This is a genomic window from Hamadaea flava (assembly GCF_024172085.1).
Taxonomy (GTDB): Bacteria; Actinomycetota; Actinomycetes; order Mycobacteriales; family Micromonosporaceae; genus Hamadaea; species Hamadaea flava.
The window spans coordinates 4,922,261-4,948,729 of sequence record NZ_JAMZDZ010000001.1 but is presented as its reverse complement, the minus strand read 5'-3'; the positions used below and the strand labels follow the sequence as shown (position 1 = coordinate 4,948,729).

Genomic DNA, 26,469 nt, shown 5'->3' with positions numbered 1-26,469 from the left:
GGGGCGGTGACCGACAAGGGACTGATCCTCGTCGTGGAGGATGAGCCGGCCATCTCCGATCTGGTCCGGCTCTACCTCCAGCGGGACGGCTTCGGGGTGCACGTCGAACGCGACGGCCCGGCGGGGTTGGCGGCCGCCCGGCGGCTGCGCCCGGTGGCCTGCGTCCTGGACATCGCGCTGCCGGGCTTCGACGGCACAGAGATCTGCCGCCGCCTGCGCGCCGACGACGATTGGACGCCCGTCGTCTTCCTCACCGCCCGCGACGACGAGGTGGACCGGATCGTCGGGCTCGAATTGGGCGCCGACGACTACCTGACCAAGCCGTTCAGTCCGCGGGAACTCGTCGCCCGGCTCCGGGCGGTGCTGCGGCGCAGCAGCGGGCGGCCGGAGCCGGACCGCAGCCGCGCCGTCGGGGGCGTACGCCTCGATCCGGTCACCCGAACGGTCACGGCTAACGGGCGCGCACTGGCTCTCACCGCGACCGAGTTCGACCTGCTGGCCCATCTGATGCAGCGGCCCGGCCGGGTGTTCACGCGGGAGGAGCTGCTCAGCGCGGTCTGGGGGTACGCCGCCCACGGCGGGACGAGGACCGTCGACGTCCACGTCGCCCAGGTACGCGCCAAGCTCGGTGACGACGCGACCGTCATCCGCACCGTCCGCGGAGTGGGGTACGCGTGCGCGACGAGCTGACCCGGCCGCTCCAGTTGGTCACGCCGCCACGATCGGGCCGGGCCGGGTTGGTCACCCGGGCGGCGTTCGCCGGGGCGGCGGTCGCGCTGGTGTCGGTGCTGGTCACGGCGCTCGTCGCGATTCCCATCGCGGTACGCGTCTCGGACAACCGGGCCCGCCAGGTGCTCGCCGAGGAGGCGCAGCTGGTGACCGAGGTGCTGCGCAACCGGATCGATCGGGGGCGGACGGCCGACGAGGAGCGCCTGGCGACGACGCTGCGCAAACGGGACGTCGAGATCTATCTGATCCGCAACGGGGTCAGCGACCGGGCCGGGCTGCCGGAATCGGTCGTCAAGATGGTGACCGCCGGGCAATCGGTCAGCCAGCGGATGTCGTTGGTGAACGGCCGGATCTCGCTGGTCGAGGGCCGCCCGGTCGGCGACGGCGACGGCGTCGTGCTGACCGCTCCGGCCGCCACCGGGACCGCCTGGGCCGTCCTCAAGGGACTGTGGCTGCCGCTCGGGGCCGGTCTGCTCGCCGGGATTCTGGCGGGCGTGCTGCTGGCGCGACGCCTCACGCGGCCACTGCGGAACGCCGCGGTCGCCGCCGCGCGCATCCGGGCCGGGGATCACGCGGTACGCGTACCGATCGAGGATCCGCCGGAAGTGGCCGATCTGGCGCTGGCCTTGAACGAGCTGGCCGGCGCGCTGGCCGTCTCCGAGGCCCGGCAACGCGAGTTCCTGCTCTCCATCTCACACGAGCTGAAGACGCCGCTGACCACGCTGCGGGGCTACGCCGAAGCGCTCGCCGACGGGGTGGTCCAGGAGAACGAGACCGCCCCGGTCGGCACGACCATGCTCGGCGAGGCCGACCATCTGGCCCGGCTCATCGACGATCTGCTCGCCTTGGCCCGCCTGGACGCGGTGGACTTCCCGCTCCAGACCGCCGTCGTGGATCTCGTGCCGGTCGTGCGGGCGGTGCGCGAAGCCTGGCAGCCTCGGTGCACCGCTCACGGCGTACCCCTGGCGGTGCGGGTTCCCGACGCGGAGCTGATGGTGACGACGGATGCCGGGCGCGTGCGGCAGGTGATCGACGGCCTGCTGGAGAACGCGCTGCGGGTGGTCCCGCCGGGCCGGCCGATCGTGGTCGAGCTGACCGCGAGCCTGGCCGTGGCGATAATTCAGGTCCGCGACGGCGGGCCGGGCTTCACCGACGACGATCTCGCCGTCGCCTTCCAGCGTGGCGCACTTCACCAGCGTTACCAAGGGGTACGCAAAGTGGGCAGCGGGCTCGGCCTGGCCCTGGCGGCCGGACTGGTACGCCGCCTGGGCGGGACGATCAGCGCCGGGCACGCGCCCGAGGGCGGAGCGGCGCTGACCGTGACCCTGCCCCGTCAGTAGCTGAGCGTCGCCGCCCGGATCAGGGTGACCGCGACGATCACCACGAAGACGGCGCCGAGCGACGCGTATTGGATGACCGCGCGGTTCTTCTGCGGTGCGTAGGCCAGTCCGGCGGCGGCGACCGCGCCGGTCAGCAGGCCGCCCAGGTGCCCGGCGATCGAGATGCCGGGGACGACGAAGGTGAAGACGACGTTGATCAAGATCAGCGAGAGCATGCCGGTCGCGTCCCGGCCGACCCGGCGCAACAGGATGAACAGCGCCGCGAACAGACCGAAGATCGCGCCCGACGCGCCGACGGTCAGGTACGGCCCGGTGAAGAGGTAGACCGCGAGGCTGCCGCCGAGCCCGGCGACCAGGTAGAGGGCGAGGAACCGCACCGGGCCGAGCGCCTGCTCGATCACCCGGCCGACGACCCACAGCGCCCACATGTTCAAGGCCAGGTGGAGGATCCCGGCGTGCAGGAACATGCTGGTCAGGAACCGGTACGCCTCGCCTTGCGCGATGACGTCGTAGGCCTGCAACCGGCCGTCGCTCATGACCGCCCGGGAGCCGACCATGCCGCCCCACTCGCTCAGCGAGCTGTCGCCGCCGAGCAGGCCGCCCCAGTTGCCGCCGAAGAGGCTGCCGGCCCCGCTTACCAGGAGCCCGATCAGGAGCATCGCGACGTTGATCGCGATGAGGCCCTTGGTCACATAGCCCTGGGCACCGGCCCGGGCGTCGCCACCGAACGCGGTGACCGGCGCGCGCTGGTTCCGGGTGCCTTCGCGTACGCATTCCGGACATTGATGTCCGACGGACGCTGGGATCATGCAGTCGGGGCAGATCGGACGGCCACACCGTGAGCAGGACAGATACGTCTCACGAGAGGGGTGACGGTAACAGACCGGAACCTGGCCGACAGAAGTCATGCCGACCAGGCTACGTCAGATCCCTGTATAGCCGGTGGGCGCTCAGTCCCACCGGCTCGTCACGCTAAGGCCGCTCAGCTCCGGCGTACGCCGTTCTTCGACGGCGACGGAGCGTCGGTCAGATCATTGGCCATCGACCGCGTCTGCTCGGCGGTGTCGCGGCTCATGCCGCCGGCCTTGTCACCGGCGCCCTTCATCTTCTCGGCGGCCTTGTCCGACGCCTTCTCCAGGCTGTTGGCCGTCTTGTCGAGGGTCCTGGAGGTCGACTCCATCGCGGTGTCCAGTGCCTGCGACGGGTCGTACTCCTCCCAGGTCGACCGACGGCGGCGGCGCATCACCAGCGCGGCGGCGGCGCCGACGGCGACCCCGGCGGCGAGCAGGCCGACGGCCAGCCCGATCCGCTTCTGCTTCATCCGCTCCTCCCTCTTGGCCAGCTTCGCGAGCCTGGCCTTCTCCTTGAGGGCCGCCTCGGTCGCCTCTCGGGCGCCTTCCCGAGCGGCCATCATCAGCGGCGAGAACGTGCTCACGGTAGTGTCCCACCCCGACGACGCGAGGCCGCGGACACGCCCGGCGGCGGGCGTGATCATCGAGCGCATGGCGTGGGCCCGTGGCCCGACCGCCGATCCCATGCCCCCGGCAGCGTGTGACGCGGCCTGAACCATGTGATCCCAGCCAGCGCCGAACTCCTCCTTGGCCAGTTGGCCATGCGTCTTCGGAGTCCCCCCGAAACCGAACAAAACCCCCACCTCCAATGGTGTCCCCTCAAACATGTTGCCCCTTCTGAGCAGGTCGCACCACCGGAACGCGCGATCCGCCCGTCCGTTCGTCTCGACGAGGTGGGAGGATCGGGGACGGCAACGAACGCCTCGTCGTGACCTCGCACCGCCCGGTGCGAAGGCGGCGAGCCAGATGACGGGAGCAAGCACGTGGCTGACGCCCGCTACGCAATCCTGCACACCAGCCTCGGGCCGATCCGCCTGGAGCTGTACGGAAACCACGCCCCGAAGACGGTCCGCAACTTCACCGAGCTGGCCGAGGGCACTCGCGAATACACCGACCCGAACACCGGTCAGCCCGGCAACGGCCCGTACTACGAGGGCACGCCGTTCCACCGCGTGATCGAGGGCTTCATGATTCAGACCGGCGACCCGACGGGCACCGGTCGTGGCGGTCCTGGCTACACCTTCGACGACGAGTTCCACCCGGAGCTTCAGTTCGACAAGCCGTTCATCCTCGCCATGGCGAACGCCGGCCCGAAGACCAACGGCTCGCAGTTCTTCATCACGGTCGGCCCGACCCCGTGGCTGAACTTCAAGCACACCATCTTCGGCAAGGTCGCCGACGAGGCGTCTGAGCAGGTCGTCATGGCGATCGCGACGACGGCGACGGACCGGTCCGACCGGCCCACCACGCCGATCGTGATCGAGAAGGTCGACATCGAGCGCTGAATTTCTTGATCATTGCGCCAGCCACGCTGTTTCGGACGCGGAAATGTCCGTTGTTACGGCATGGCTGGCGCAATGATCATGTGCGGCACCAACCGCCGAAGGGTCAGAGCCAGCCGGAGCGGCGGAACAGCCGGAAGAGGAGCAGCGACCCGCCGACCATCACGGCGAAGATGATGGGATAGCCGTACTGCCAATGCAGTTCCGGCATCTTGTCGAAGTTCATGCCGTAGATCCCGGCGACCGCCGTCCAGAACGCCGCGATACCGGCCCACGACGCGATCTTGCGCATGTCGTTGTTCTGCTCGACCGAGACCTGGGCCAGCCGCGCCTGCAGGATCGAGTTCAGCAGATCGTCGAAGCCGGCGATCTGCTCGACCGTCCGGGTCAGGTGATCCTGCACGTCCCGGAAGTAACGCCGCAGCTCCTTGCCCACTTCGGACGATTCGCCCACCAGCGCCATGATGGGGCGCTGCAACGGCAGGACCGCCCGCTTGAACTCCACCATCTCCCGCTTCAACTGGTAGATCTGCTGCACCTGGGCGGTGCCCTCGCGGGAGAAGACCTTCTCCTCGACGAGGTCCAGATCGTCCTCCAGCCGCTCGGACGCGTCGACGTAGAGGTCGACCACGTGGTCGGTGACGGCGTACGCGACGGCCCAGGTGCCGAGGCGCAACAGTTCCGGCCGGCCCTCCAGCTCCTTGCGTACGCCACGGAGGGTGCACGCCTCGCCGTGCCGGACCGTGATCACGAAGCGGTCGCCGATGAGGAGCATGACCTGACCGGTCTCGACGACCTCGGCGTGCTCGCTGAGCGCCTCGTGCGGGATGTAACGGGCCGACCGCAGCACCAGGAAAGTGAAGTCCTCGTAGCGTTCCAGCTTCGGTCGCTGCCCGGCGTTGATCACATCGTCGACGGCCAACTCGTGGAGTCCGAAGGCGTCGGCGATGCCGGCCATCTCCTCCGGACGGGGGGTGTTCAGGCCGAGCCAGACGAACGCGTTGGGTTCGGCGCGGGCCGCTTCCAGGGCGGCGCGGTAGTCGAGCGCGCCCTCTCGGCGTACGCCGTCGACGTAGACCGCACAGTCCACAATGCCGCTACGGCCGGGCTCCTCCGGCAGGCTCTCATCGAAGGTGCCGCCCCACATCCGGGTGACCGCTCCGCGTACCGGAGCCGTCCAGGCGCGCAATCCCTTGGTTTCGCCGTTGCCGATCCGATCCGCCATGACGCCTCCTCCCGTAGCCGTTGGTTCGGGCAACAAGGCTACGCCCATGCCGAGTCCGAGGGCGCCGGGCGGACCGTCCGCGTTCGGGGGGTGGGGGCAGGCGACCCGCCCGGCGCGCTCGGGGGAATGAGGCTCCGCAGCATTCTGGGCCGAACGGCGTCCCGGCGGAAGGCCGGGACGCCGCGTTGTTATCGGTCGGTTATCCGATCAGGAGCCGGTATCGAGGTTCCGGCGACGATTCAGCCGCGGACGGCGTCGATCGCCTCGGCCAGCCGGCGTACGCCCTCGTCGATCTCGTCCACGGTGACCGCCGAGAACGCGAGCCGGAGCGCGTGCTCGCCGCCCTCCAGCAGGAAGTCGGAGCCCTTGACGACGGCGACCCCACGGGTGGCCGCCTCCGGCAGGAGCTTGTCCACGTGGACGTCGTCCGGCAGCTCGATCCAGAGGAAGTAGCCGCCGTCGGGCTCGGTGAACTCGACCCCCGGGATCCGCGTACGCAACGATTCGCCGAGCACCTTGGCTCGCTCGCCGAGGGCGGCGCTCACCTTGGCGATCGACCGGTCGATGTCGCCGGAGACGCAGAACTGGTGCACGATGCCCTGGGCGACCTGGCCGGCGGAGATGTAGGTGTTGGTCGCCGTCTTGGCGATCCCGTCGATGATCCGGCTCGGCCCGATGAGGTAGCCGACGCGGACACCGGGGCAGACCGTCTTCGTGAACGAGCAGGCGTGCACGACTACGCCGTCGGTGTCGAGCGAGATCAGCTGGGGCAGCGCCTCGCCCCGGAAGCGGATGTCGGCGTACGGGTCGTCCTCGAAGATCACGAAGTCGAACTCACGAGCCAACGCCAGCAGGGCGTGCCGCTTCTCCTCCGACAGGGTGACCCCGGCCGGGTTCTGATAGTTCGGGATGATGTGCGCGAGCTTCGGGCGTACGCCCGCCTCGAGCAGCGCGCGCAGCTCGGTGACCGAGATGCCGTCCGGCTCCAGCGTCACCTGGTGGACGACCGCGCCGCGGTTGCGGAGGTTGAGCAGCGTCCGGTCGTAGGTCGGCTTCTCCACGATCACGTGATCGCCGGGCTGGACCAGGTGCTCGAAGAGGAACGCGTCGGCCTGCAGCGACCCGTTGGTGACCATCACCTGGTCGACGGGTACGCCGTGCTTGGCCGCGATCCATTCCCGGAGCGGCTGGTAACCGAGGCTGTTGCCGTAGGCGGTCACCCCGGCCGGGTCGGCGTCGAACGCACGGACGGCCGCGGTCTTCAGCCCGTCGATGTCGACGATGTCGAGCGACGGGGCACCACGGGCGAACGAGATGAGCTGCGCAGGGGACATAGCTGCTCAGCGTACCGATGGCCGGGCCGGGTACGCGCGCGACTTACCGCGCTCCCGAATGGTGAGCCACGATTCAGACGGACGCCGCCGCCTCGGCTCGGAGCTGCGCCCACACCCGCATGATGTCGCGGACCGAGATGATCCCGAGCACCTCGTCCTCGTCCATGACGACCAGGTGCCGGAAGCCGCCGCGGGCCATCGCCATCGCGGCCTCCTCCAACGACCAGTCCGGCCGGGCGTACACGACGTCCCAGGTGATATGCCCGTTAGCAACCTCGATGTCGGGATCTTTGCCGGCGCCGATGGCGTACAGGAGGTCCCGCTCGGTCAGGATGCCTACCCCGGCGCCGTCCGGGTCCAGCACGATCGCCGACCCCACCCGTCTGGCCGCCATGAGCTGCGCGGTCTGGCGGAGCGTGTGTTCCGGGCCGACCATGAGAATCGGCTTGGTCATCGCGTCTCGGACAAACATCGTGAACGCCGCCCTTCGGTCGTCACCTCACTGAAACGAACCGTATGGACATCCTCGCCGCGATGGGGCCAACACTCAAGACTTGACATATGTCGTCGGGTCACCCGGGCGGGGCGAGACGGGGTGACCGGCGGGTGAACGCCGCTTGTACAAGCTTCCACTAAGCTGGTCGGGCTGCACCCGGGGGTGGCCCCCCGGACCCCGCATTCAGCAGGAGGTTCTCCCATGATCGGTCTCGTCCTGGCCGCCGGTGCCGGGCGGCGCCTGCGCCCCTATACCGACACCGTGCCCAAGACGCTGGTGCCGGTCGACGGCGAGACCACGATCTTCGACATCGCGCTGGCCAACCTGGCCGCCGTGGGCCTCACCGAGATCACCGCCGTCATCGGCTACCGCGCCGAGGCAGTGGTCGCCCGCCAGGCGGCACTGGAGGAGAAGTACGGGATCACGCTCAGCCTCGTCCACAACGACAAGGCCGAGGAGTGGAACAACGCGTACTCGCTGTGGCTGGCGCGCGAGCACTTCGCCCGGGGCGCGCTCCTGGTCAACGGGGACACCGTCCACCCGCAGAGTGTCGAGCGAACCCTGCTGGCCGCCCCGGCCAACGGCATCACCTTGGCGATCGACGACCAGAAGAAGCTGGCCGACGAGGAGATGAAGGCGATCTTCTCGGCCGACGGCCGGCTGAAGCGCATCACCAAGCTCATGGACCCGGCGACCGCTGACGGGGAGTACATCGGGCTGACCCGGATCCAGCCGGAGGTGGCGGCCGACCTGGCCGACGCGCTCCAGGCGACCTGGGAGCGCGACCCGAACCTCTACTACGAGGACGGCTACCAGGAGTACGCCAACCGCGGCGGACTGATCACCGGCGCACCCATCGGCCAGGTGGAGTGGGTCGAGGTCGACAACCACGACGACCTCGCCCGCGCGCGGGAGATCGCATGCCGCTACTGACCCGTTCGGTCCAGGCGCCGCTGACCATCGACGTCCGCCGGGGTGCCGTGGCCAGCCTCGGCAAGCTGCTCGCCGACGGCCGGGTGTCCGCCAACGGTGAGGTCGCCATCGTCGTCGGCCCCGGGCAGGGCGAGAAGATCGCCGAGCTGATCGCGCCGACCCTCAAGAACGCGCAGATCCTCCACGTCACCGGCGGCACTCTCGAGTCCGCACTAGAGCTGGGTACGCAGCTGCGCAACCTGAGCGTCGACGCGGTGGTGGGCATCGGCGGTGGCAAGACCGTCGACACCACCAAGTACGCCGCCACCCGCTATGGGCTGCCGATGGTGACCGTCGCGACGAGCCTGGCCAACGACGGGATCGCCTCCCCGACCGCCACCCTCGACCATGACGGGGCGCGCCCGTCCTACGGCGTGCACATCCCGCTGGCGGTCTTCGTCGACCTGGACTTCGTCGAGTCCGGGCCGGACAGCCAGACCAAGGCGGGCATCGGGGACGTGCTCTGCAAGATCAGCGCGGTCGCCGACTGGGAGCTGTCCGCCCGGGAGACCGGCGAACCGATCGACGGCCTCGCGGTGGCCATGGCCCGATCGAGTGCCGAGGCGCTGATCAACCATCCCGGTTCGATCACCGACGACGGGTACCTGATCACCTTGGCCGAGGGTCTCATCATGGCGGGGCTGTCGATGGCGGTTGCCGGCACGTCGCGCCCGGCCAGCGGCGGCTGCCACGAGATCTCGCACTCGATGAACATCCTGAAGCCGGGGCACGGCAGCCACGGCGAGCAGGTCGGTCTCGGCGGTCTCTTCTGCACCTTCCTGCGCGGCGACCAGTCCCGCTTCCAGCAGATGTCGAGGGTGCTCGCCCGGCACGGGCTCCCCCGGCTCCCCGCCGACCTGGGCCTGTCGCTGGACGACTTCGTCGAGGTCGCCGAGTTCGCCCCCAAGACCCGGCCCGAGCGCTACACGATCCTGGAACACCTGGGCGTGGGCGCTACGATGTCGCGGGCCAAGCTGCGCACCCTGGTGGAGGACTACGTCGATGCCGTCCGTCCGTGACTTCTACCAGGTCAACCGCGGTGGCGGGCTGTTCTCTGAGGCCGTCAGCCAGCGCCTGGGCGCGGCGACGGCGTACGCGGCCTCCCGGGCCGGCCTCCGGCCGACGACGCTGACGCTGGCCAACCTGCTCGTCGGGCTGGCCGTCTCGGTGATCGTCGTGCTGCGCGCCGACTCCTGGGCCGGCTGGATCGGCGTCCTCGCCCTGGTCGGTTGGCAGGTGGCGTACGTGCTGGACTGCTCGGACGGTCAGCTCGCCCGGGTCACCGGCCAGCGCTCGGCCGCCGGCGCCCGCATCGACATCCTCTGTGACGTGGCCTCCCAGATCGCCCTCGTCACGGCGATCTCGGCGGTGGCGGCGGCCCGCTCGGACGCGCCGGTCTGGCTGCTCACCATGTTCGCCGGGACCTGGATGGTCAACCTCATCACGAGCGTGCTCCAGTCCGGCCCGAACGCGGACTCGATGATGCCGTCGCAATCGCTGCCCGTCCGGGTGGTCAAGCTGGTCCGCGACCCCGGCGTGGTGTTCCTGCTCGCCGGGCTCGTCCTGGCGATCCAGGCCGACTGGGCCGTCTGGTACGCCGCCGCGTTCACCTTCGTCAACGGCGGATTCCTGCTCGCCAGCATCGCCTTCACGGCGCGCAAGGCGTACCAGCCGAGCTGAGCCGGCCGAGCTGACCCGGCCCAGCTGGGCCGGCCGAGCGCCTAGGCGCGCCGCGATCCGGCGACGGACGAGTAGATGTCGATGAGGCGGCTCGTCACCACATCGGGATGGAAGTTGGCCAGGTAACGCTCCCGCGCGCCCTGCGCCAGCGAACCCGCTTCCTTGACGGCGAGCGGCAGCACTCCGGCGAGCGCGTCGGCGGTCGGCGCGACGACCCAGCCCGCCGAGTCGATGAGGTACGGGCTGCCGCCCAGGGCGGTGCCGAGGACGGGACGCCCGTTGGCGAGCGCCTCGATGATCACCGTCGAGAGCGGCTCGAACCAGGTGGACGGAACCGTGACCAACGCGGACGCGCGCATCAGCTCGCGTACGCCCGCCCGATCGCGCGGTCCCAGGTAGTCGACGTCCGACCGCTCGGCCGCGGCGGCCTCGGCCAGCGGCCGCAGCTCGCCGTCCCCGGCGATACGCAGCGTGCCCAGCGTCCCCGGCTCGGTCCGGCGCCAGGCGTCGAGCAGGATGCCCAGGCCCTTCTCCGGGGACAGCCGCCCGGCGAACAGGACGCCCTCGCCCACCGGCGCAGGAGGCCCGGGGTCCTCGACGGCGTTCGGCTTGATGGCGATCCGCTCCGGCGGGATGCCGTAGTCCCGCAGATGGGCGGCGATGCTCTCGGTCAACGCGATGTAGCGGTCGACGGAATGCCAGGTGCCCCGGTGGACGGCCAGCGTCGTCGCCATGATCGCGCTCTGCGCGGCCGAGCCGCGGTAGCACCGGTGCTGGATCGCCGGCAGCGCGAAGGCCTTGCCCTTGCAGTCGGTGCAGACGTGGCCGTCCCTGAAGTACAGCCCCGGTGCGCATACCTGTCGGTAGTTGTGGACGGTCTGGACCACCGGCACGCCGTGGCGATGCGCGGTCCGGACCACTCCCGGCGACAGCAGCGGATACGGATTGTGGAGGTGCAGGACGTCCGGCCGCTCGCGGCGCAGCAGATCGGCGAGCGCGCGGGTGGAGGCCGGCGACCAGATCGGCGACAGCGGGAGCATTGCCTTCTGGACGGCCGGCAGGGACGGGATGTCATCGGAGTCACGCTGGAACGGGACCACCTCGACGCCCGCCGCCGCCAGCTGCGCGGACTCCAGGTCGACCATGATGTTCTCGCCGCTCGGCGCGTCCGACCGGTAGCGATTGTGGGCGACGACGACCTTCACGGTGCGCAACGCTACCCGGTGGACTTCGCGAGGCGGAGGTCAGCCGCGACCGGGCGGTGGTCGCTGCCGTCCGCGGGGAGCACCCACGCGTGCGCGACGTCCACGCCCCGGATGAGGACGTGGTCGATCCGGGCCAGCGGGAAGCCGGCCGGCCAGCTGAACCCGAACCCGCTGCCCGCGGCCGCCTGGGCGGAGTCCAGCTGGGCGGTGATCGGGGCCAGCGCCCGGTCGTAGACGCTGCCGTTCAGGTCGGCCAGCAGAACGACCCGGGGATTCCGCTCGGCCGACAGCGCCTCGCCGAGCGCCTCCGCGCTGTCGTCCCGCTGGTCGGCGGTGAATCCCTGGTCCACGTCGACCCGGACCGACGGCATGTGGGCCACATAGACCGCGATCGTCCCAGCCGGCGCGTGGACGACCGCCCGCAGCGCCCGATCCCAGCCGAGCCGCAGGTCGACCGCGCTCGGCTCGGTGATCGGAAAGCGGCTCCACAGTCCGACCGTCCCCCGGACCACGTGATACCGGTACGCCGAGGCCAGCTCCGCCTCGTACGCGGCGACCGCGTTCGAGGGGATCTCCTGCAACCCGATGACGTCGGGGTCGGCCGCGACGAGCTGCCGGCTGGTGGCGGCCGGATCCTCGTTGCCGGCCAGCACGTTGTTGCTGACCACCCGCAGATCGTGCGGGCCGCCGCCCTTGGCCGGGAGGACGATCTCGCCGAACAGGGCGAGCCAGACCACGATCGGGAGCAGCACGGCGATGCCGGCGGGCGCCGAGCGCCGGTAGACCGCCAACCCGGCCAGGATCGGAATCGGGAGCCCGAGCCAGGGCAGGAAGGTCTCCAGGAGGCTGCCGAGGTTGCGCACCCCGTTCGGGATGTACGCGTGCAGGGCCATCAGCGCAGCCAGCGCTACGGCGAGGGCGGCGATGATCCAGCCCCGTCTCCACGTACCGGTCACCTTCGGAACCTTATCGGTCGGGGTAACTTGGACGGGTGCCAGAGCTGCCCGAAGTCGAAGCGCTCGCCGCCTTCCTGCGCGAGCGCGCGGTCGGCCATACCGTGAGCAGGGTCGAAGTCTCGGCCATCAGTGCTCTGAAGACGTTCGATCCACCGGTGAGCGCGGCGTCCGGCCGCACGATCACCGACGCCGGCCGGCGGGGCAAGTTCCTGGAGATCATGCTCGGCGAGGACCTGATGCTGGTGACGCACCTGGCCCGGGCGGGCTGGCTGCACTACCGGGAGAGCTTCACCTCGGCCACCCCGCTCAAGCCCGGCAAGAGCCCCATCGCGCTGCGCGTACGCCTCGACGACGGGTCCGGCTTCGACCTGACCGAGGCGGGCACGCAGAAGAAGCTGGCCGTCTACCTCGTCAAGGACCCCCAGTCCGTGCCGCAGATCGCGTCGCTGGGGCCGGAGCCGCTCGGGCTCACCCTGGACGAGTTCTCGGCGCTGGTCCGCAAACAGTCCGGGCAGATCAAGGGCGTCCTGCGGAACCAGCAGATCATCGCCGGGGTCGGCAACGCGTACTCGGACGAGATCCTGCACGTGGCGAAGCTGTCGCCGTACGCGCTCACCGGGAAGCTGACCGACGAACAGCTCAAGGCGCTCTACGACGCGATGCTCGACACGCTCACCGACGCGGTGAACCGGTCGGTCGGGCAGAAGGCGGCCACTTTGAAGGGCGAGAAGAAGGGCGGATTGCGGGTCCACGGCCGTACCGGGCAGCCCTGCCCGATCTGCGGAGACACCGTCCGGGAAGTCTCTTTCGCCGACTCCAGCCTGCAGTATTGCCCGACGTGTCAGACCGGCGGAAAGCCGCTCGCGGACCGCCGGTTGTCCAAACTCTTGAGGTGACGTGCAGAGAACTCAGAGTCACCGCATGATCAGCCCTCTTCCGCACCCATCAAACGTCGGTATAGTGACTCGGGCTTCCTCCCCACCACATGTGAGCCCTGTCTCGGTGGCGGGAATGGAAGACTGGCGAACGTGGCACGGGAGGACCCGGGTGAGGTGACGACGAGTCTCAAGAAGCCTCCAGAGGTCGCGGGACGCATCGAGTCGGAGCCGACGCAAGAGCTTCCGACGGTCCCGCCTGCCGGAGAGTCAGCAGCTCAGCCCGCCGATGGCGGGCCGCGTACCGGTGCCGGTCGCCGGGCCGCCGCGGTGAACGGCGCGCGGAAGAAATACAACGGCGTCACTCGCTCGGTCTGGATGCGTACGCGTCCCCGGCTTGCCCGATGGCACCGGCCCTACATCCTGATCCTGATCGTCCTCGACTACGCCGCCGCCGCGCTGGGCAGCTACACCGCGGTCACCTGGTGGGAGACCCGGGCGAGCACCGGCCTCAACGTGCCGTTCTTCGCCGAGATCGCGTACGTGGCCCTGCCGCTCTGCTGGCTCATCCTGCTCTGGGGCAACGGGGCGTACGACCGCCGCCGGCTCGGCATCGGGGCGGACGAGTTCAAACGGGTCGTCCGAGCCGGGGTGGCCGTGCTGGCCACCGTCTCGGTCGCCGCCTTCGGTTTCCGCGTCCTGCTGTCCCGGTGGTCCGTGCTGACCGCCGTCCTCGGCGCCCTGATCTACATGCTCATCCTGCGCGGGCTCGCGCGCCGGGCGTTGCACTTCGTCCGGCGGCGGATCCGGCACGCCAACCACCGCACGCTGCTGGTCGGCACGCTGCAGGAGACGCTCTACGTCTACAAGATCGTCACCCGCAGCCCGGCCGCCGGGCTCCAGCCGGTGGCGATCCACCTCACCGACGGCGTGTCAGCGGCTCGGCGGGCCCAAGTCCCGATCCCGGTCTACACGAATCGCAACATCATCGGGCTGGTCCACGAGGTCGGCGCGGACACCATCGCCATCTGCGGCTCGGCCAACTCCGAGCCGGGCAAGCTGCGGGAGCTGGCCTGGGAGCTGGAGGGCTCCGGCGTCGACCTGGTCGTCGCGCCGCAGATCACCGACATCGCCGGTCCCCGGGTGCACATCCGGCCGATCGAGGGCCTGCCGCTGCTGCACGTCGAGGAGCCGACGCTGTCCGGCGTCTCGCTGCTGGCGAAGAACGCGATGGACCGGATCTGCGCCATCCTCGGCGTCATCGCCCTGCTGCCGATCTTCGCGATCATCGGGCTGGCCATCAAGATCACCGACCCGGGCCCGATCTTCTTCCGGCAGAAGCGGATCGGTCACGAGGGTCGCCTCTTCCGGGTCTGGAAGTTCCGGACCATGTACACCGACGCCGAGGAACGCCTGGCCACCCTGGTCGACCTCAACGAGAGCGACGGCCTGCTCTTCAAGATGAAGGACGACCCCCGGGTCACGCCGATCGGGCGCTTCCTGCGGGCCTCCTCGCTCGACGAGCTGCCACAGCTCATCAACGTCATCCTCGGGGAGATGTCCCTGGTCGGGCCACGTCCGCTGCCGGCCGGCGACGACGACTTCGAGGGACCGGCCCGCCGCCGCCTGCTCGTGCGCCCGGGCATGACCGGGCTCTGGCAGGTCTCCGGCCGCTCCGACACCACGTGGGAGGAGGCGGTGCGACTGGATCTGTACTACGTGGACAACTGGTCGCTCGCCTACGACCTGGCCATCCTGTGGCGGACGGTCGGCGTGGTCTTCGCGCGCAAGGGCGCGTACTAGCTCCGCGGCGCGCATGCCCACCGCTCTCGCCGCGCTCGCGCTGGTCCTGGCGCTCGCGCTCGCGGTGGGCGCGGTGGTCCGGCTGCGTCGCCGTCCGCGTATCGCCACGGCGGCCCAGCGGGCCACCTACCAGGTGCTTCACGCGGCGGGCCTGGCCGCGGAGCCGCTGCGGGCCGGTCTCACTCCAGCTTCGGCGACCCGGGCGGTACGCCATCTCCGTCCCCTGATCGGGTCGGCCGGTCTCGGCCTCTACGAGGACGGTACGCAGCTCGCGTTGGACGGCCTCGGCGGCCACCACACGGATCAGCTCGTGGCGGCGGCGAGCACCGGGATCCGCTCCGGGCGTACCGCTGTGCTGACGATCGAGGAGCTGCCCTGCGAGCGGATCGACTGCCCGGTCCGCGGCGCGGTGATCGTGCCGTTGACCGGGGACGGCGTCACCGCTCGCGCGGCGCTGGCCGCGGTGACCTCGGATCGCCCGGCGCCCGGCCTGGTCCAGGCGTCCCTGGAGACCGGCCGCTGGGTGTCGGCCCAGTTGGCGCTGGCCGAGCTGGACCGGTCCCGCGCCCGGCTCGCCCGGGCCGAGGTACGCGCCCTCCGCGCCCAGATCAGCCCGCATTTCATCTACAACGCGCTGACCGCGATCGCCTCGTTCGTGCGTACCGACCCGGATCGGGCCCGGGACCTGCTGGAGGAGTTCGCCGAGTTCACCCGGTACTCGTTCCGGGCACACGGCGAGTTCACGACGCTGGCCGAGGAGCTGCGTTCGATCGACCGCTACCTGACCATCGAGCGCGCGCGGTTCGGCGACCGCCTCCAGGTACGCCTCCGGATCGCGCCCGAGGTGCTGCCGGTGACCCTGCCGTTCCTCTGCCTGCAACCGCTCGTCGAAAACGCCGTACGCCACGGGCTGTCCCGCAAACCCGGGGTCGGTAATCTGCGGATCGAGGCCGAGGACGCGGGCTCGGAATGCCACATCACGGTGGAGGACGACGGTGTCGGGATGGATCCGGCCGTCCTGGCGAGGCGGCCCGGAGGCGGTGACCACTTGACCGAGGACGACGAGGCCGACGAGGCCGGTGAGACGGGTGAGGCGGGCCAGCATGTCGGCCTGGCCAACGTGGACGAGCGGCTCCGGTCGGTGTTCGGCGACCGGTTCGGGCTGATCGTGGAGACCGCGCTGGGTGCCGGTACGAAGGTCAGCCTGCGCATCCCCAAGTTCCACCCGGGGGTGTCGGCATGAGTTCTGTCGACGTTCCCGCTTTCTTGCGCGTACTGGCGGTCGACGACGAGCCGCCCGCCCTGGACGAGCTGGCCTATCTGCTGCGCGCCGACCCGCGCATCGCCCGCCTGCACACCGCCGCCGACGCCACCGACGCGTTGCGCATCCTGCGCGATCACGAGGTCGACGCGGTCTTCCTCGACATTCGGATGCCCGGCCTCGACGGGCTCGAACTCGCCCGGGTCCTGCGCCGGTTCGCCCGGCCGCCCGCCGTGGTGTTCGTGACCGCGTACGACGACGCGGCGGTGGACGCCTTCGACCTGGGCGTCGTGGACTACGTCCGCAAGCCCATCCGGGCCGACCGGCTCGCCGAGTCCGTCCGCCGGGTCGTCGCCCGGCTCGTCCTCCCGGGCGCGCCACCGGTCCCCGCCGGTGAGGACGTCTCGATCCCGGTCGAGCTGGCCGGGGTGACGAAGATGCTGCCGCGCTCGGCCGTCCGCTGGGTCGAGGCGCAAGGCGACTACGCCCGGCTGCACACCGCGGGCGGTTCCCACCTGGTACGCGTACCGCTGGCGACGTTGGCCGAGCATTGGGCCGACGCGGGCTTCGTCCGTATCCACCGTTCGTACCTGGTGCAGATCAGACTTATAGGTGAACTACGGCTGACCAACACGGGCTACGTGGTCGTCGTCGACGGCGCTGAGCTGCCCGTCAGTCGCCGCCACACCCGGGAGCTGAAAGATCGGCTCGTCCGGGCGGCCAAGCAAGGCTGGCAACGCGGGACACCCAGCTGAGCCTCCTTCCAGTTACAGTCCAGTCCGCTGTGACGGACCCACTGGTCTGACAGGAGAAGCCGGATGTCTGAGACGCCTGAACAGCCCCTACCGCCCGAGGAACCGACACCGTCCACTCCGGACGCCGCCGAAGCCTCGACGGCCGAGCCCCCAGCGGCCGAACCGCCTACACCACCGGCGAAGCGTGCCCGGCCGGCGAAGAAGGCGGCCGCGGACGCCGACCCGTCGGCAGCTGCTCCGGCGGCGAAGAAGGCGACACCGGCGAAAAAGGCCGCACCCGCCAAGAAGGCCACGCCCGCCAAGGCCGCTCCGGCGAAGAAGGCGACCCCGGCGAAAAAGGCCGCACTGGCCAAGGCCGTGGCAGCAGCGGCCGAGCCGGTTGAAACCGCTGAGGCTGCGGCGACCGCTGAGTCCGCGACGACTGCCGAAACTGCGGCGGTGACCGCCGAGGCGACGGCGCAGCCGGTGGTTCCCGCGCAGCCCGCCGCACAGCAACCCGCACCGCAACAACCGGTCGCGCAGCAGCCGGCCGCTCCGCAACCGGTGCAGCAGCCAGGCGCGCAACAGCCGGGCGCCCAGCAACCGGTGTTCGCCGTGCCGCCGCAGGCGCCTCCGGGGTTCCCCCAGCAGGTGCCGACGGGATACCCGCAGCAGGGGCCGCCTTACCCGCCGGTGCCGCCAGCCGGGTATTGGACCAACCCGCCCGGCTACGCCCCGCGTACGCCGCCGCCGGGTTTCACGCAGACCCGCTGGCCCGGACCGAGGCATCCGGCACCCGCCCTGGCGCTGTTGGGCATCCTGCTCGGCGGGCTGGGCTTCGCCCTGGCGTTGCCACTGAGCAAGCCGGGCATCGGCTGGCCGATCGCCGGTCTCGCCGCCGCCCTGGGCGTCGGGTACGCCGCCTGGCGCAGTGACGCCGAGGTCAGCCGCAACGACCGGATCATGCGTCTGGTCTGGGGGTTGGCCGCGCTCGCCTTGCTGACGATGAGCGCCATCCGGGCGTCCGGGCTGCTCACCTTCTACTTCGTCATCGGCGCGCTCGCGTGCGCGTCGTTGGCCGCGGCCGGGGGCAAGTCCGTCCGGGCCATGCTGTTCGGCGTCGTCGCCGCGCCCATCGCCGGGTTCCGCAGCATCCCGTGGGTAGCTCAGAGCCTCGCTGGGATGGCCGCGCGCCGGGCCGAGCGACGCCGGGCCGCCGGACAAGAAGGTGACGCCGCAGCGGCCTCCGCCCGATCCCGGCGGAACGCCAACGTGATGCTGTCGGCGGTCATCACCCTGGTGCTGCTGCTCATCTTCGGGGCGCTGTTCGCTTCGGCCGACGCGGTCTTCGCGCACTACCTCGAGGCGTTCTTCAGCCGGATCGGCAACGTCATTCCAGACTGGGACGCGGGGAACCTGATCCTGCGCATCTTCCTGCTGTGCGTCGGACTGCTGCTCGCGGCAGGCGGGGTGTTCCTCGCGAGCAACCCGCCGGACCTGCGGGGCATGGAGAGCCCGGGCCGTCCGCTGTTCGGCCGCGACCTGCTCGCGCTGCCGCTGGCCGCGCTGGCCCTGCTCTTCGTCGGCTTCGTCGCCGTCCAGTTCACCGCGTTGTTCGGCGGGAACACCTACATCCTGGAGCACGCGCAGGTCACCTACGCCAAGTACGCCGTCGGCGGGTTCCGGCAGCTGGTGGTGGTCTCGCTGCTGACCCTGGTGATCGTCGCGGCCGCCGCCCGGTGGGGGCACAAGGAGCAGCGCCGGGAGCGACTGACCCTGCGGGTCCTGCTGGGGACGTTGTGCGTACTGAGCATCGTCATCGTCGTCTCCGCGCTGACCCGGCTCCAGCTCTACGTCGACACGTACGGGCTGACCCGCGAACGCTTCGCCGTGGCGATGCTGGAACTGTTCCTCGGCATCAGCTTCCTGCTCGTGCTGCTGGCGGGCTGGAAGATGAAGGCGCCGTGGCTCTCCCGGGCCGTTCTCGGGATCTGGGTCGTCATGCTGCTCGGCGCGGCCGCGCTCAACCCCGAGCACTACATCGCGCAGCACAACATCGAGCGCTACCAGGCGGGTGAGAAGATCGACCTCTGGTACCTGGGCGCGCTGTCGGCCGACGCCGTGCCTGCCCTGGTCAACCTGCCGGAGAGCGCGCGGAACTGCGTACTCGGCGACATCGACCGGGACCTGCGGGAGGACAAGGACGACTGGTACGAGTGGAACTGGAGCCGGGAACAGGCCCGGCATCTGCTCGCCGAGCGCTACCCGGCCGGTTTCGGCCCGTGCCAGGGCCGCCGGGGGTACGACTACCAGCGCTGAGGGGGATGGCGGTGTCCTGCCTCGTCGATAGACTCCCGGCATGACACCGCCCCCCGACGGTTCCGAGTCCGCTGCTCAGCGGGCTGATGAGCCGCCGGGCCCGGTGCGTACGCGGGTGGTGCTCGCGGAGATCGCCACGCCCCGGCGCGGTGGCGATCCGGCCGCACCGGCGGCCGTTCAGGACGTTCTGCTTCGCGGGCTCGTCCGGGCGCAGCTCGCCCTCGCCTTGCGGCTCGCCGTCGTGGTGCTGGTCGGGCTCGGCTCGCTGCCGTTGTTGTTCAGCCTCGCGCCCAGCTTCGGCGAGGTCAGGATCGCCGGATTCCGCTTGCCGTGGCTGCTGCTCGGCTTACTCGCGTACCCCTTCTTGATCGGCGTCGGCGTGGCCTTCGTGCGCCTGGCGAACCGCAACGAGACCGACTTCGCCGCGCTGCACCGCGATGCCGGCGGTGAGCGGCGGTGAGCAACCCCTATCTGCTGCCCGCGATCGGCGCGGTGACCCTCGCGACCCTGGCCATCGGGGCCTATGGTCTGCGCCTGGCCCGCACGACCAGCGATTTCCTGGTGGCGTCACGGGTGATCAGCCCGACCTGGAACGCGGCCGCGATCGGCGGGGAGTACCTGAGCGCGGCGAGCTTCCTCGGCGTCGCCGGGCTGATCCTGCGCTTCGGCGTGGACATGCTCTGGTATCCGGTCGGGTTCGCCGCGGGCTACCTGGCGTTGCTGCTGTTCGTCGCCGCGCCGCTGCGCCGCTCGGGCGCCTTCACCCTGCCCGACTTCTGCCAGCTCCGGCTCGGTTCGCGACGGCTACGCAAGCTGGCCACCGGTTTCGTCGTCTTCATCGGCTGGCTCTACCTCGTTCCCCAGTTCCAGGGGGCCGGGCTGACCCTGGCGACCGTCACGGGCTCGCCCTACTGGGCCGGATCGGTGCTGGTCGCGGGGGTGGTGACGGCGAACGTCGCGTTCGGTGGCATGCGGGCCATCACCTTCGTCCAGGCCTTCCAGTACTGGCTGAAGCTCACCGCGCTCGCGGTCCCGGCGATCTTCCTCGTGCTGCACTGGCGGTCGACCGGACAGCCGCACGTGCCCGCACCGCTGGAATGGCTGCTGCCGAGCGAGGGCGGCAAGCGCGGGCTGTTCAGCACTTATTCGCTGATGCTCGCGACCTTCCTGGGCACGATGGGTCTCCCCCACGTCCTCGTACGCTTCTACACCAACCCGGACGGAGCGGCCGCTCGGCGTACGACGCTGGTCGTGCTGGGCCTGGTCGGGGCGTTCTACCTGTTCCCCACGCTTTACGGAGTCCTCGGGCGAATCTGGACCCCCGAGTTGGCCTCGGGCCGCAGCGACGCCGTCGTGCTGCTGTTGCCGGAACGGGCGCTCGGGACCGGCGTACTGGGGCAACTGCTCGGCGCGCTCGTGGCGGCCGGGGCGTTCGCCGCCTTCATCTCCACCGCGTCCGGGCTGCTCACCGCTGTGGCAGGGGTGCTGGCGACCGACGTGTTCGGGCGAGGATCGGTACGCGCCTTCCGGGTGGCCGCCGTACTCGGTGGGACCGTTCCGCTCGTACTCGCGCTCAACGTCACCGGGCTCAACGTGTCCCAAGTGGTCGGGCTGGCCTTCGCGGTCGCCGCGTCGAGCTTCTGCCCGCTGCTCGTCCTCGGCACCTGGTGGCGGGGGTTGACCGACCTCGGGGCGGCGGCCGGCGTACTAGCCGGCGGCGGAGCCGCGGCGGCGTCGGTCCTGGTCACGGTGTTCGGACCGGAGCTGCCCGGAGCGCTCGGCGAACTCATCGCCCAGCCGGCCGCCTGGACGGTGCCGCTCGCGTTCGCCGTCATGGTGGCGGTGTCGTTCGCCACCCAGCACCGGGTGCCCGCCGACATCCGGCAGATCATGTTCCGGCTGCACGCACCGGAAGCTCTACGCGCCGTCTCCTGATTGGGTGCTGGATCACGGTTCCGGGTCGAATCTTGGCCCAAGATTCGACCGAGGTCCCTGATCCAGCGCAAAGGGCGACCTGGGAAGGGGCGGGCGGACCTTAAGCTCAGGACGTGACAGCACTCGCCCTGCGCGGCCTCGTGAAGCGGTTCGACCAGAAAATCGCCGTGGCCGGCGTCGACCTCGACGTCCCGACCGGCAGCTTCTTCGGGCTGCTCGGCCCGAACGGTGCGGGCAAGACGACGACGCTGAGCATGACGGTCGGGCTGCTGCGCCCCGATCAGGGCACCGCCGTCGTCCTCGGGCACGACGTCTGGGCGGATCCCGTCCAGGCCAAGGCGCTGCTCGGCGTCATGCCGGACGGCGTACGCCTCTTCGACCGGCTGGACGGGGCCGAACTGCTCGCGTACACGGGGATGTTGCGGGGCATGGACCGCGCGGTCGTGGACCAGCGCGCGAAGGAGCTGCTGGACGTCCTGGCCCTGGCCGACGCGGGCCGGACGCTGGTGATCGACTATTCCGCGGGCATGAAGAAGAAGATCGCCCTGGCCTGCGCGTTGTTGCACGCGCCCCGGATGCTGGTGCTGGACGAGCCGTTCGAGGCGGTCGACCCGGTGAGCGGGTCGTTGATCCGCGACATCCTGCAGCGGTACGTCCAGGGTGGCGGAACGGTGATCTTCTCCAGCCACGTCATGGAGGTCGTCGAGCGGCTGTGCAGCCACGTCGCGATCATGGCGGAGGGCCGTATCCGGACCGTCGGCACACTGGAGCAGGTCACCGGCGGACGTGAGCTGGAGGAGGTCTTCGTCGAGGTGGTCGGCGGCCGCACCGCGACCGGCGAGGAACTCCAGTGGCTGTGAGACTCTTCGCCCAGCTCAAACTCCGGGTGCTGCGCAACGGCTTTCGCGGCAAGCCGGCGCGCGTCACGATGTTCGTGCTGTCGCTGTTCTTCGGCGCCTGGTTCGGTGGCGGCGGCTGCCTGGCCCTGATCGCCTCGATGCAGCCGGCTTATCCGGAGCTGACCGCCCTGGTCCCGACACTCGGCGGAGCGCTGCTGGTGATCGGCTGGCTGTTCGGCCCGCTGCTCTGGTTCGGCGTCGACGAGTCGCTCGCCCCGGCCAAGTTCGCGCTGCTCCCGATCCCCCGGCGCACGCTCATCACCGGCCTGCTCACGGCCGCGCTGCTCGGCGTCCCGGTCGCGGCCACCTTGCTCGCGACCTCCGGTCTGGTGATCGGGTCGGCCCTCGGCCACGGGGTGCTCCCGGCCGTGGTGAGCGCGGTCGGCGTCGTGGTCGGCCTGCTGATGTGCGTCGCGCTCTCGAGAGCGGTCACGAGCGCGTTCGCCAATCTTCTGGGATCCCGACGGGTACGCGATCTCGCCGCGATCGGTCTCGCGCTGCTGGTCGCCTTGCTCGGGCCGGCGCAGATCTTCGGGATCTCGGCGCTCTCCCGCGCCGACTTCGCCAAGTTGGAGGGTTTCGCCGAGGTCCTGGGCTGGACTCCGCTCGCCGCACCGTGGTCCGCCGCGGTGTCGGCCGCCCGGGGCGACTATCTCGCGGCGGTCGCGAAGGTCGGCATCGGCGTCGTCACCACCGGCCTGCTGCTGTGGTGGTGGTCGGCGACCATCGAACGGGCGATGCTCGGCGCGACCGACGCCTCCGGCCCCCGGCGTGCCGCCGGATCGGCCTCGCCGGTGACCCAGTTCTTCGGCCGGCTGCGCTGGGTGCCGGCCACGGCCGAGGGCGCGATGGTGGTACGCGAGGCGCGCTACTGGTGGCGGGACACCCGTCGCCGGGCGAACCTGATCACCTTCGCCGTCATCGGCGTCTTCCTGCCGGTGCTGTTCAACCTCGGCCCGTCCGGGCTGCTCCCGAGCGACGCGGATGCCCCGGCGTTGCCGGACAATCCGGCGATCCACACCGCTTCGATGGTGTTCGTGGGCGTACTGGGCGCGGTCGCGGTCGCCAACCAGTTCGGCTTCGACGGCACTGCGTACGCGTTGCACCTGGCGACCGGCGTACCGGGGCGACGGGAGATCCGCAGCCGGATCATCGGCTACTCCCTCTACATCGTCCCGTTGATCGTGCTCATCTCGATCCTCGTGACGCTGCTCGGAGGCGACGCCGCCGAGTTGCCGTCGCGGATCGGCATCCTGCTCGGCGGATACGGGGTCAGCCTCACGGCGTGCCTGATCGTGAGCGTCTTCGGCGCGTACGCCCTCCCTGAGACGTCGAATCCGTTCGCGGTGAACACCGGAGGCGGCCTGACCAAGAGCCTGCTCGCCCTGGTCGCCATGGTCGGCTCGGTCATCCTGGCCACGCCGCTGATCCTGGCTGCGGCCCTCGCGGGAGATCTCTGGACCTGGCTGGCCTTGCCGGTCGGCGTCGCGTACGGGCTGGGTGCGGTCTGGCTGGGTGTGATCGTCGGCGGTGACGCAGTCGACCGGCGTGGTCCGGAGCTGCTAGCGGCCGTCACACCACGCGGCTGACCTGCGGTTTTCTCGTTCTGTCCGGTTTTGGCATCCAACTCTGGCGACTAGGTCGGCCCATGGCCCGGGTTCCCGTCCGCGCTGCGGACCGGTACGGTACGACCGGTACGTGAAGGAGGCGCGCGAATGACGTCCGAGTTCCCCGACCACGCGGGCAACGCCGGGTCGGACCGCAACAGCGTGTTCGGCACACCGCCGGCCGCCGAGGACTTCCCGGACTTCGCTCCCGGGCAGCCCACCGCAGCGGCACCGGCCTCGCCGTTCCCGATGTTCGGCGCGGACGAGGCGGCTGAACCCGCTCCGACCGGCTCCTACAACGGCTCCGCCGCGGCGCCCACGTTCGGTGGGTTCCCGCCGGACGGCGGCTCGGCCGTGCCGACCCACGAAGCGCCGCCGTCGTATGACGCGCCGCCGGCGCAGCAGTCTTACGACTCGCGACCGTCTTTCGACGCTCAGCCGTCCTATGACTCGCAGCCGTCTTATGACACACCGGCAGCGCAGTCGTCTTATGACGCACCGTCGTCTTATGACGCACCGTCGTCTTATGACGCGCCGCCGGCGCAGCAGTCTTACGACTCGCGGCCGTCTTTCGACGCTCAGCCCTCTTACGACGCGCCGCCGTCTTATGACACACCGGCAGCGCAGTCGTCTTATGAGGCGCGGTCGTCTTATGACGCGCCCGCATCGTCGTCGTACGACGCGGCGCCGTCTTCCTCGTACGATCCGCCGTCGTCGTCGGCCTACGACCCGCCGCCCGCGCAGAACACGTCGTTCGCCCCGCAACCGGGCGAATCGGTGTACGTTCCGCCGCCCGCGGTGGTCCCGCTGCCGAACCCGGCCGAGCCGGCGCCGGACGCCTGGAGCACGGCCGGGCGCGCGGAGGAGACCCCGTCGTGGGCTCAGTCGTCGCCGCCGGCCTGGCAGTCCTTCGCACCCAGCGGTCCGCCGCCGGTCGAGGAGTCGCCCGCGCCCACCGCTTCCGCCGCGTCTTCCGCCGGCGGGGGTGCTTCGTCGGCCGCGCCGGAAGGGCGTACCGGGAGCTGGGCGTTCGAGATCCCCGAGGCGAATTCGACGGGCTGGTCCCCGTTCGGCGGCGAAGCGCCCGCCGAGCCCGCTTCAGAGCCGCACTCGTACACGTCCGTCTTCGAAGAGCCGATCTCCCCGGCGACCCCACCGCCACCGCAGTCGTCGCCGTCCTCCGGCGCAGCCGTCTACGGCTCGGCCGCGCCATCGAGTGGTGGCGGCGTTTATGGCTCGGCCGCTCCGTCCAGCGGCGGTGGCTATGGTGCCGCGCCGTCAAGTGGCGGTGGCTATGGCTCGGCGCCCTCGTACGCCGAGCCCGAGCCCGCGCCGGCATCGTCCTACAGCGACTCCGCACCGTCCTACAGCGACCCGGCACCGGCTTACAACGGGGCACCGTCGTCGTACAGCGATCCCGCTCCGTCGTACAGCGAGCCCGCACAGTCACACAGCGAGTCGGCGCCGTCGTACGGCGAGCCCGCGTCGAATGGCAGCGTCTACGGTTCGGCCGCACCCGCGCCTTCCATCGGGTCCAGTGTGTACGGTGCGCCCGCGCCGGCTCCGGAGACCACGCCGACCCCGCCGCCGCCGATCGCCGCGCCGGTAGCGGCCGCCGTCGTCGCAGGAGCGGCCGGAGCCGCCGCGGGAACGGTTGCGAAGGCTGCCGTCCCGGTGGCGAGCCGGATCGCTCCGCCCGCTGAAGCCGTGCCGCAGTCGCGTGGCTCGGGCCGGGTCTACGGCTCGACGGCCGCTCAGCCGGCGACTGCCCAGGCGGAGGAACCCCCGTCGAACCTGCCCATGGCACCGCCCGCGCCGACGAGCCCTGCGCCGAATCCGGGAACGTACGGTTCGCCGGCTGCGCAGTCCGCTCCGGCGCAGTACGGCAGCCCCGCCGCCGCACCCGAGCAGGCCGCACCGAAGATTCCGGCGCAGGCGGTCCCGCAGGGCCGGCCCGCGCAGGCTTCGGCCCGCGCATCGGTGTCGGTCGGCCGCATCTCGCCGGCCGAGGCCGGTGGCGTACCGCAGACTTCCGGGCAGCCCGGGGTCTACGGTGCTCCGGCCCAGCCCACGGTGTACGGCAGCACCACTCAGCCGACCGTGTACGGATCGGGTGCACCGGCCGCCGCTCCGGCTCCCCCGCAGGCGGCGATGCCGTCGCAGACCACGATCCAGCCGCCGGTCAGTCCGGCTCCGGCTGGTCGTGGGGCTGGGATGTCGGCGTACAGCGACCTGATGGGACCGGCGCAGTCGACGTCCGTTCCGCCCGCCCAGCCCGCTACGCCGCCGCCCAGCGCCTGGGGCGAGCAGCCGTCCGCGCCCTCGATTCCGCAGCAGCGCCCGGGTGGCGTACCGCCGCAGCAGCCGCCGAGCCCGCCCGCGCAGGAGCAGGGCCGGTTCGACAAGTTCAGCGCCGAACCGGAGCCCGCCCCGGCCAAGGGTGGTACGGCGAAGGTGCTCGTGATGGTCATCGCGGCCTGCGTACTGCTGATCGGCGTTGCTTTCGGCGTACTCTTCGCCGTCAACAAGCTGTTCGGCGGCGGCAGCGACGACGCGCTGGCGGTCGGGCAGTGTGTGCAGCGCAGCGGCAACTCCGCGTCGGTCGTGGACTGTGGTACGGCCGGGACCGGGGCCTTCAAGATCGTGAAGAAGGTCGCCGACCAGAAGGACTGCCCGAACCCGCAGAACGACGCGTTGACCCAGGGTTCGGACATCTACTGCCTGGAGCCCGTCGCCTGACCACCCC

General features: G+C 70.7%; 23 protein-coding genes. 16 read left to right on the top strand and 7 right to left on the bottom strand.

What is annotated here, in order from left to right:
* Nucleotides 1-6: 6 nt before the first annotated feature.
* The gene (locus HDA40_RS23375; RefSeq protein ID WP_253759385.1) at nt 7-690 is read left to right on the top strand and encodes a response regulator transcription factor; all 684 of its coding nucleotides are present in this window, start codon (nt 7-9) and stop codon (nt 688-690) included.
* Entirely contained in the window at nt 687-2,069 is a 1,383-nt protein-coding gene (locus HDA40_RS23370; RefSeq protein ID WP_372503177.1) for a HAMP domain-containing sensor histidine kinase, read from the top strand. Before HDA40_RS23375 ends, HDA40_RS23370 begins: the two co-directional genes overlap by 4 nt.
* Here HDA40_RS23370 and HDA40_RS23365 read toward each other — a convergent pair.
* Together HDA40_RS23365 and HDA40_RS23360 are read right to left on the bottom strand one after the other, a co-directional pair.
* Nucleotides 2,063-2,977 carry a rhomboid family intramembrane serine protease gene (locus HDA40_RS23365; RefSeq protein WP_253759383.1) on the bottom strand — a complete coding sequence of 305 codons (915 nt, stop codon included), beginning with the start codon at nt 2,975-2,977 and terminating at the stop codon, nt 2,063-2,065. The genes HDA40_RS23370 and HDA40_RS23365 overlap by 7 nt on opposite strands.
* A gap of 74 nt (nt 2,978-3,051) precedes the next feature.
* A complete protein-coding gene (locus tag HDA40_RS23360) occupies nt 3,052-3,504 on the bottom strand; it encodes a hypothetical protein (protein ID WP_253759381.1) in 453 nt (150 codons plus the stop codon).
* Nucleotides 3,505-3,903: 399 nt separating this feature from the next.
* On the opposite strand from HDA40_RS23360, the gene HDA40_RS23355 reads away from it, so the two are divergent.
* On the top strand, nt 3,904-4,425 hold the full coding sequence (locus tag HDA40_RS23355) for a peptidylprolyl isomerase (RefSeq protein WP_253759379.1): 522 nt from the start codon (nt 3,904-3,906) through the stop codon (nt 4,423-4,425).
* Nucleotides 4,426-4,528: 103 nt separating this feature from the next.
* On the opposite strand, the gene corA is transcribed toward HDA40_RS23355, so the two are convergent.
* From corA to HDA40_RS23340, 3 genes are all read right to left on the bottom strand, one after another.
* On the bottom strand, nt 4,529-5,647 hold the full coding sequence (gene corA, locus HDA40_RS23350) for a magnesium/cobalt transporter CorA (protein WP_253759377.1): 1,119 nt from the start codon (nt 5,645-5,647) through the stop codon (nt 4,529-4,531).
* Between the two features lie 239 nt (nt 5,648-5,886).
* Nucleotides 5,887-6,981 carry an aminotransferase-like domain-containing protein gene (locus HDA40_RS23345; RefSeq protein ID WP_253759375.1) on the bottom strand — a complete coding sequence of 365 codons (1,095 nt, stop codon included), beginning with the start codon at nt 6,979-6,981 and terminating at the stop codon, nt 5,887-5,889.
* A 73-nt stretch (nt 6,982-7,054) separates the two neighbouring features.
* Nucleotides 7,055-7,453, bottom strand: a complete 399-nt coding sequence (locus tag HDA40_RS23340) for a CBS domain-containing protein (RefSeq protein WP_253759373.1) — start codon at nt 7,451-7,453, stop codon at nt 7,055-7,057.
* A 225-nt stretch (nt 7,454-7,678) separates the two neighbouring features.
* On the opposite strand from HDA40_RS23340, the gene HDA40_RS23335 reads away from it, so the two are divergent.
* Genes HDA40_RS23335 through HDA40_RS23325 form a run of 3 tightly spaced genes read left to right on the top strand, consistent with a single transcriptional unit; the run spans nt 7,679 to nt 10,129 of the window.
* On the top strand, nt 7,679-8,410 hold the full coding sequence (locus HDA40_RS23335) for a phosphocholine cytidylyltransferase family protein (RefSeq protein ID WP_253759364.1): 732 nt from the start codon (nt 7,679-7,681) through the stop codon (nt 8,408-8,410).
* The gene (locus tag HDA40_RS23330) at nt 8,398-9,468 is read left to right on the top strand and encodes an iron-containing alcohol dehydrogenase family protein (RefSeq protein WP_253759362.1); all 1,071 of its coding nucleotides are present in this window, start codon (nt 8,398-8,400) and stop codon (nt 9,466-9,468) included. The genes HDA40_RS23335 and HDA40_RS23330 overlap by 13 nt, the downstream gene beginning before the upstream one ends.
* On the top strand, nt 9,452-10,129 hold the full coding sequence (locus HDA40_RS23325) for a CDP-alcohol phosphatidyltransferase family protein (protein WP_253759360.1): 678 nt from the start codon (nt 9,452-9,454) through the stop codon (nt 10,127-10,129). Before HDA40_RS23330 ends, HDA40_RS23325 begins: the two co-directional genes overlap by 17 nt.
* 41 nt (nt 10,130-10,170) lie before the next feature.
* On the opposite strand, the gene HDA40_RS23320 is transcribed toward HDA40_RS23325, so the two are convergent.
* Together HDA40_RS23320 and HDA40_RS23315 are read right to left on the bottom strand one after the other, a co-directional pair.
* Complete coding sequence (locus HDA40_RS23320) at nt 10,171-11,334, bottom strand: glycosyltransferase family 4 protein (RefSeq protein ID WP_253759357.1); 1,164 nt, start codon at nt 11,332-11,334, stop codon at nt 10,171-10,173.
* Nucleotides 11,335-11,345: 11 nt separating this feature from the next.
* On the bottom strand, nt 11,346-12,227 hold the full coding sequence (locus HDA40_RS23315; protein WP_275979287.1) for an endonuclease/exonuclease/phosphatase family protein: 882 nt from the start codon (nt 12,225-12,227) through the stop codon (nt 11,346-11,348).
* A 98-nt stretch (nt 12,228-12,325) separates the two neighbouring features.
* Between HDA40_RS23315 and HDA40_RS23310 the strand changes: the two genes are divergently transcribed.
* From HDA40_RS23310 to HDA40_RS23265, 10 genes are all read left to right on the top strand, one after another.
* Nucleotides 12,326-13,186, top strand: a complete 861-nt coding sequence (locus tag HDA40_RS23310; RefSeq protein WP_253759354.1) for an Fpg/Nei family DNA glycosylase — start codon at nt 12,326-12,328, stop codon at nt 13,184-13,186.
* Between the two features lie 309 nt (nt 13,187-13,495).
* Nucleotides 13,496-14,968 (top strand): sugar transferase, encoded by a 1,473-nt coding sequence (locus HDA40_RS23305; protein WP_253763753.1) that lies wholly within the window; start codon nt 13,496-13,498, stop codon nt 14,966-14,968.
* Between the two features lie 13 nt (nt 14,969-14,981).
* Nucleotides 14,982-16,211 (top strand): sensor histidine kinase, encoded by a 1,230-nt coding sequence (locus HDA40_RS23300; RefSeq protein WP_253759352.1) that lies wholly within the window; start codon nt 14,982-14,984, stop codon nt 16,209-16,211.
* Complete coding sequence (locus HDA40_RS23295; protein WP_253759350.1) at nt 16,208-16,984, top strand: LytR/AlgR family response regulator transcription factor; 777 nt, start codon at nt 16,208-16,210, stop codon at nt 16,982-16,984. The genes HDA40_RS23300 and HDA40_RS23295 overlap by 4 nt, the downstream gene beginning before the upstream one ends.
* A 63-nt stretch (nt 16,985-17,047) precedes the next feature.
* Nucleotides 17,048-19,282 (top strand): DUF4153 domain-containing protein, encoded by a 2,235-nt coding sequence (locus tag HDA40_RS23290; protein ID WP_253759348.1) that lies wholly within the window; start codon nt 17,048-17,050, stop codon nt 19,280-19,282.
* A 40-nt stretch (nt 19,283-19,322) separates the two neighbouring features.
* On the top strand, nt 19,323-19,742 hold the full coding sequence (locus HDA40_RS23285) for a hypothetical protein (RefSeq protein ID WP_253759346.1): 420 nt from the start codon (nt 19,323-19,325) through the stop codon (nt 19,740-19,742).
* Complete coding sequence (locus HDA40_RS23280) at nt 19,739-21,217, top strand: sodium/solute symporter (protein ID WP_253759344.1); 1,479 nt, start codon at nt 19,739-19,741, stop codon at nt 21,215-21,217. The genes HDA40_RS23285 and HDA40_RS23280 overlap by 4 nt, the downstream gene beginning before the upstream one ends.
* Before the next feature lie 113 nt (nt 21,218-21,330).
* Nucleotides 21,331-22,077 (top strand): ABC transporter ATP-binding protein, encoded by a 747-nt coding sequence (locus tag HDA40_RS23275; RefSeq protein WP_253759342.1) that lies wholly within the window; start codon nt 21,331-21,333, stop codon nt 22,075-22,077.
* On the top strand, nt 22,068-23,705 hold the full coding sequence (locus tag HDA40_RS23270) for an ABC transporter permease (RefSeq protein WP_253759340.1): 1,638 nt from the start codon (nt 22,068-22,070) through the stop codon (nt 23,703-23,705). The genes HDA40_RS23275 and HDA40_RS23270 overlap by 10 nt, the downstream gene beginning before the upstream one ends.
* A gap of 126 nt (nt 23,706-23,831) precedes the next feature.
* Complete coding sequence (locus HDA40_RS23265) at nt 23,832-26,462, top strand: hypothetical protein (RefSeq protein ID WP_253759338.1); 2,631 nt, start codon at nt 23,832-23,834, stop codon at nt 26,460-26,462.
* Nucleotides 26,463-26,469: the final 7 nt, after the last annotated feature.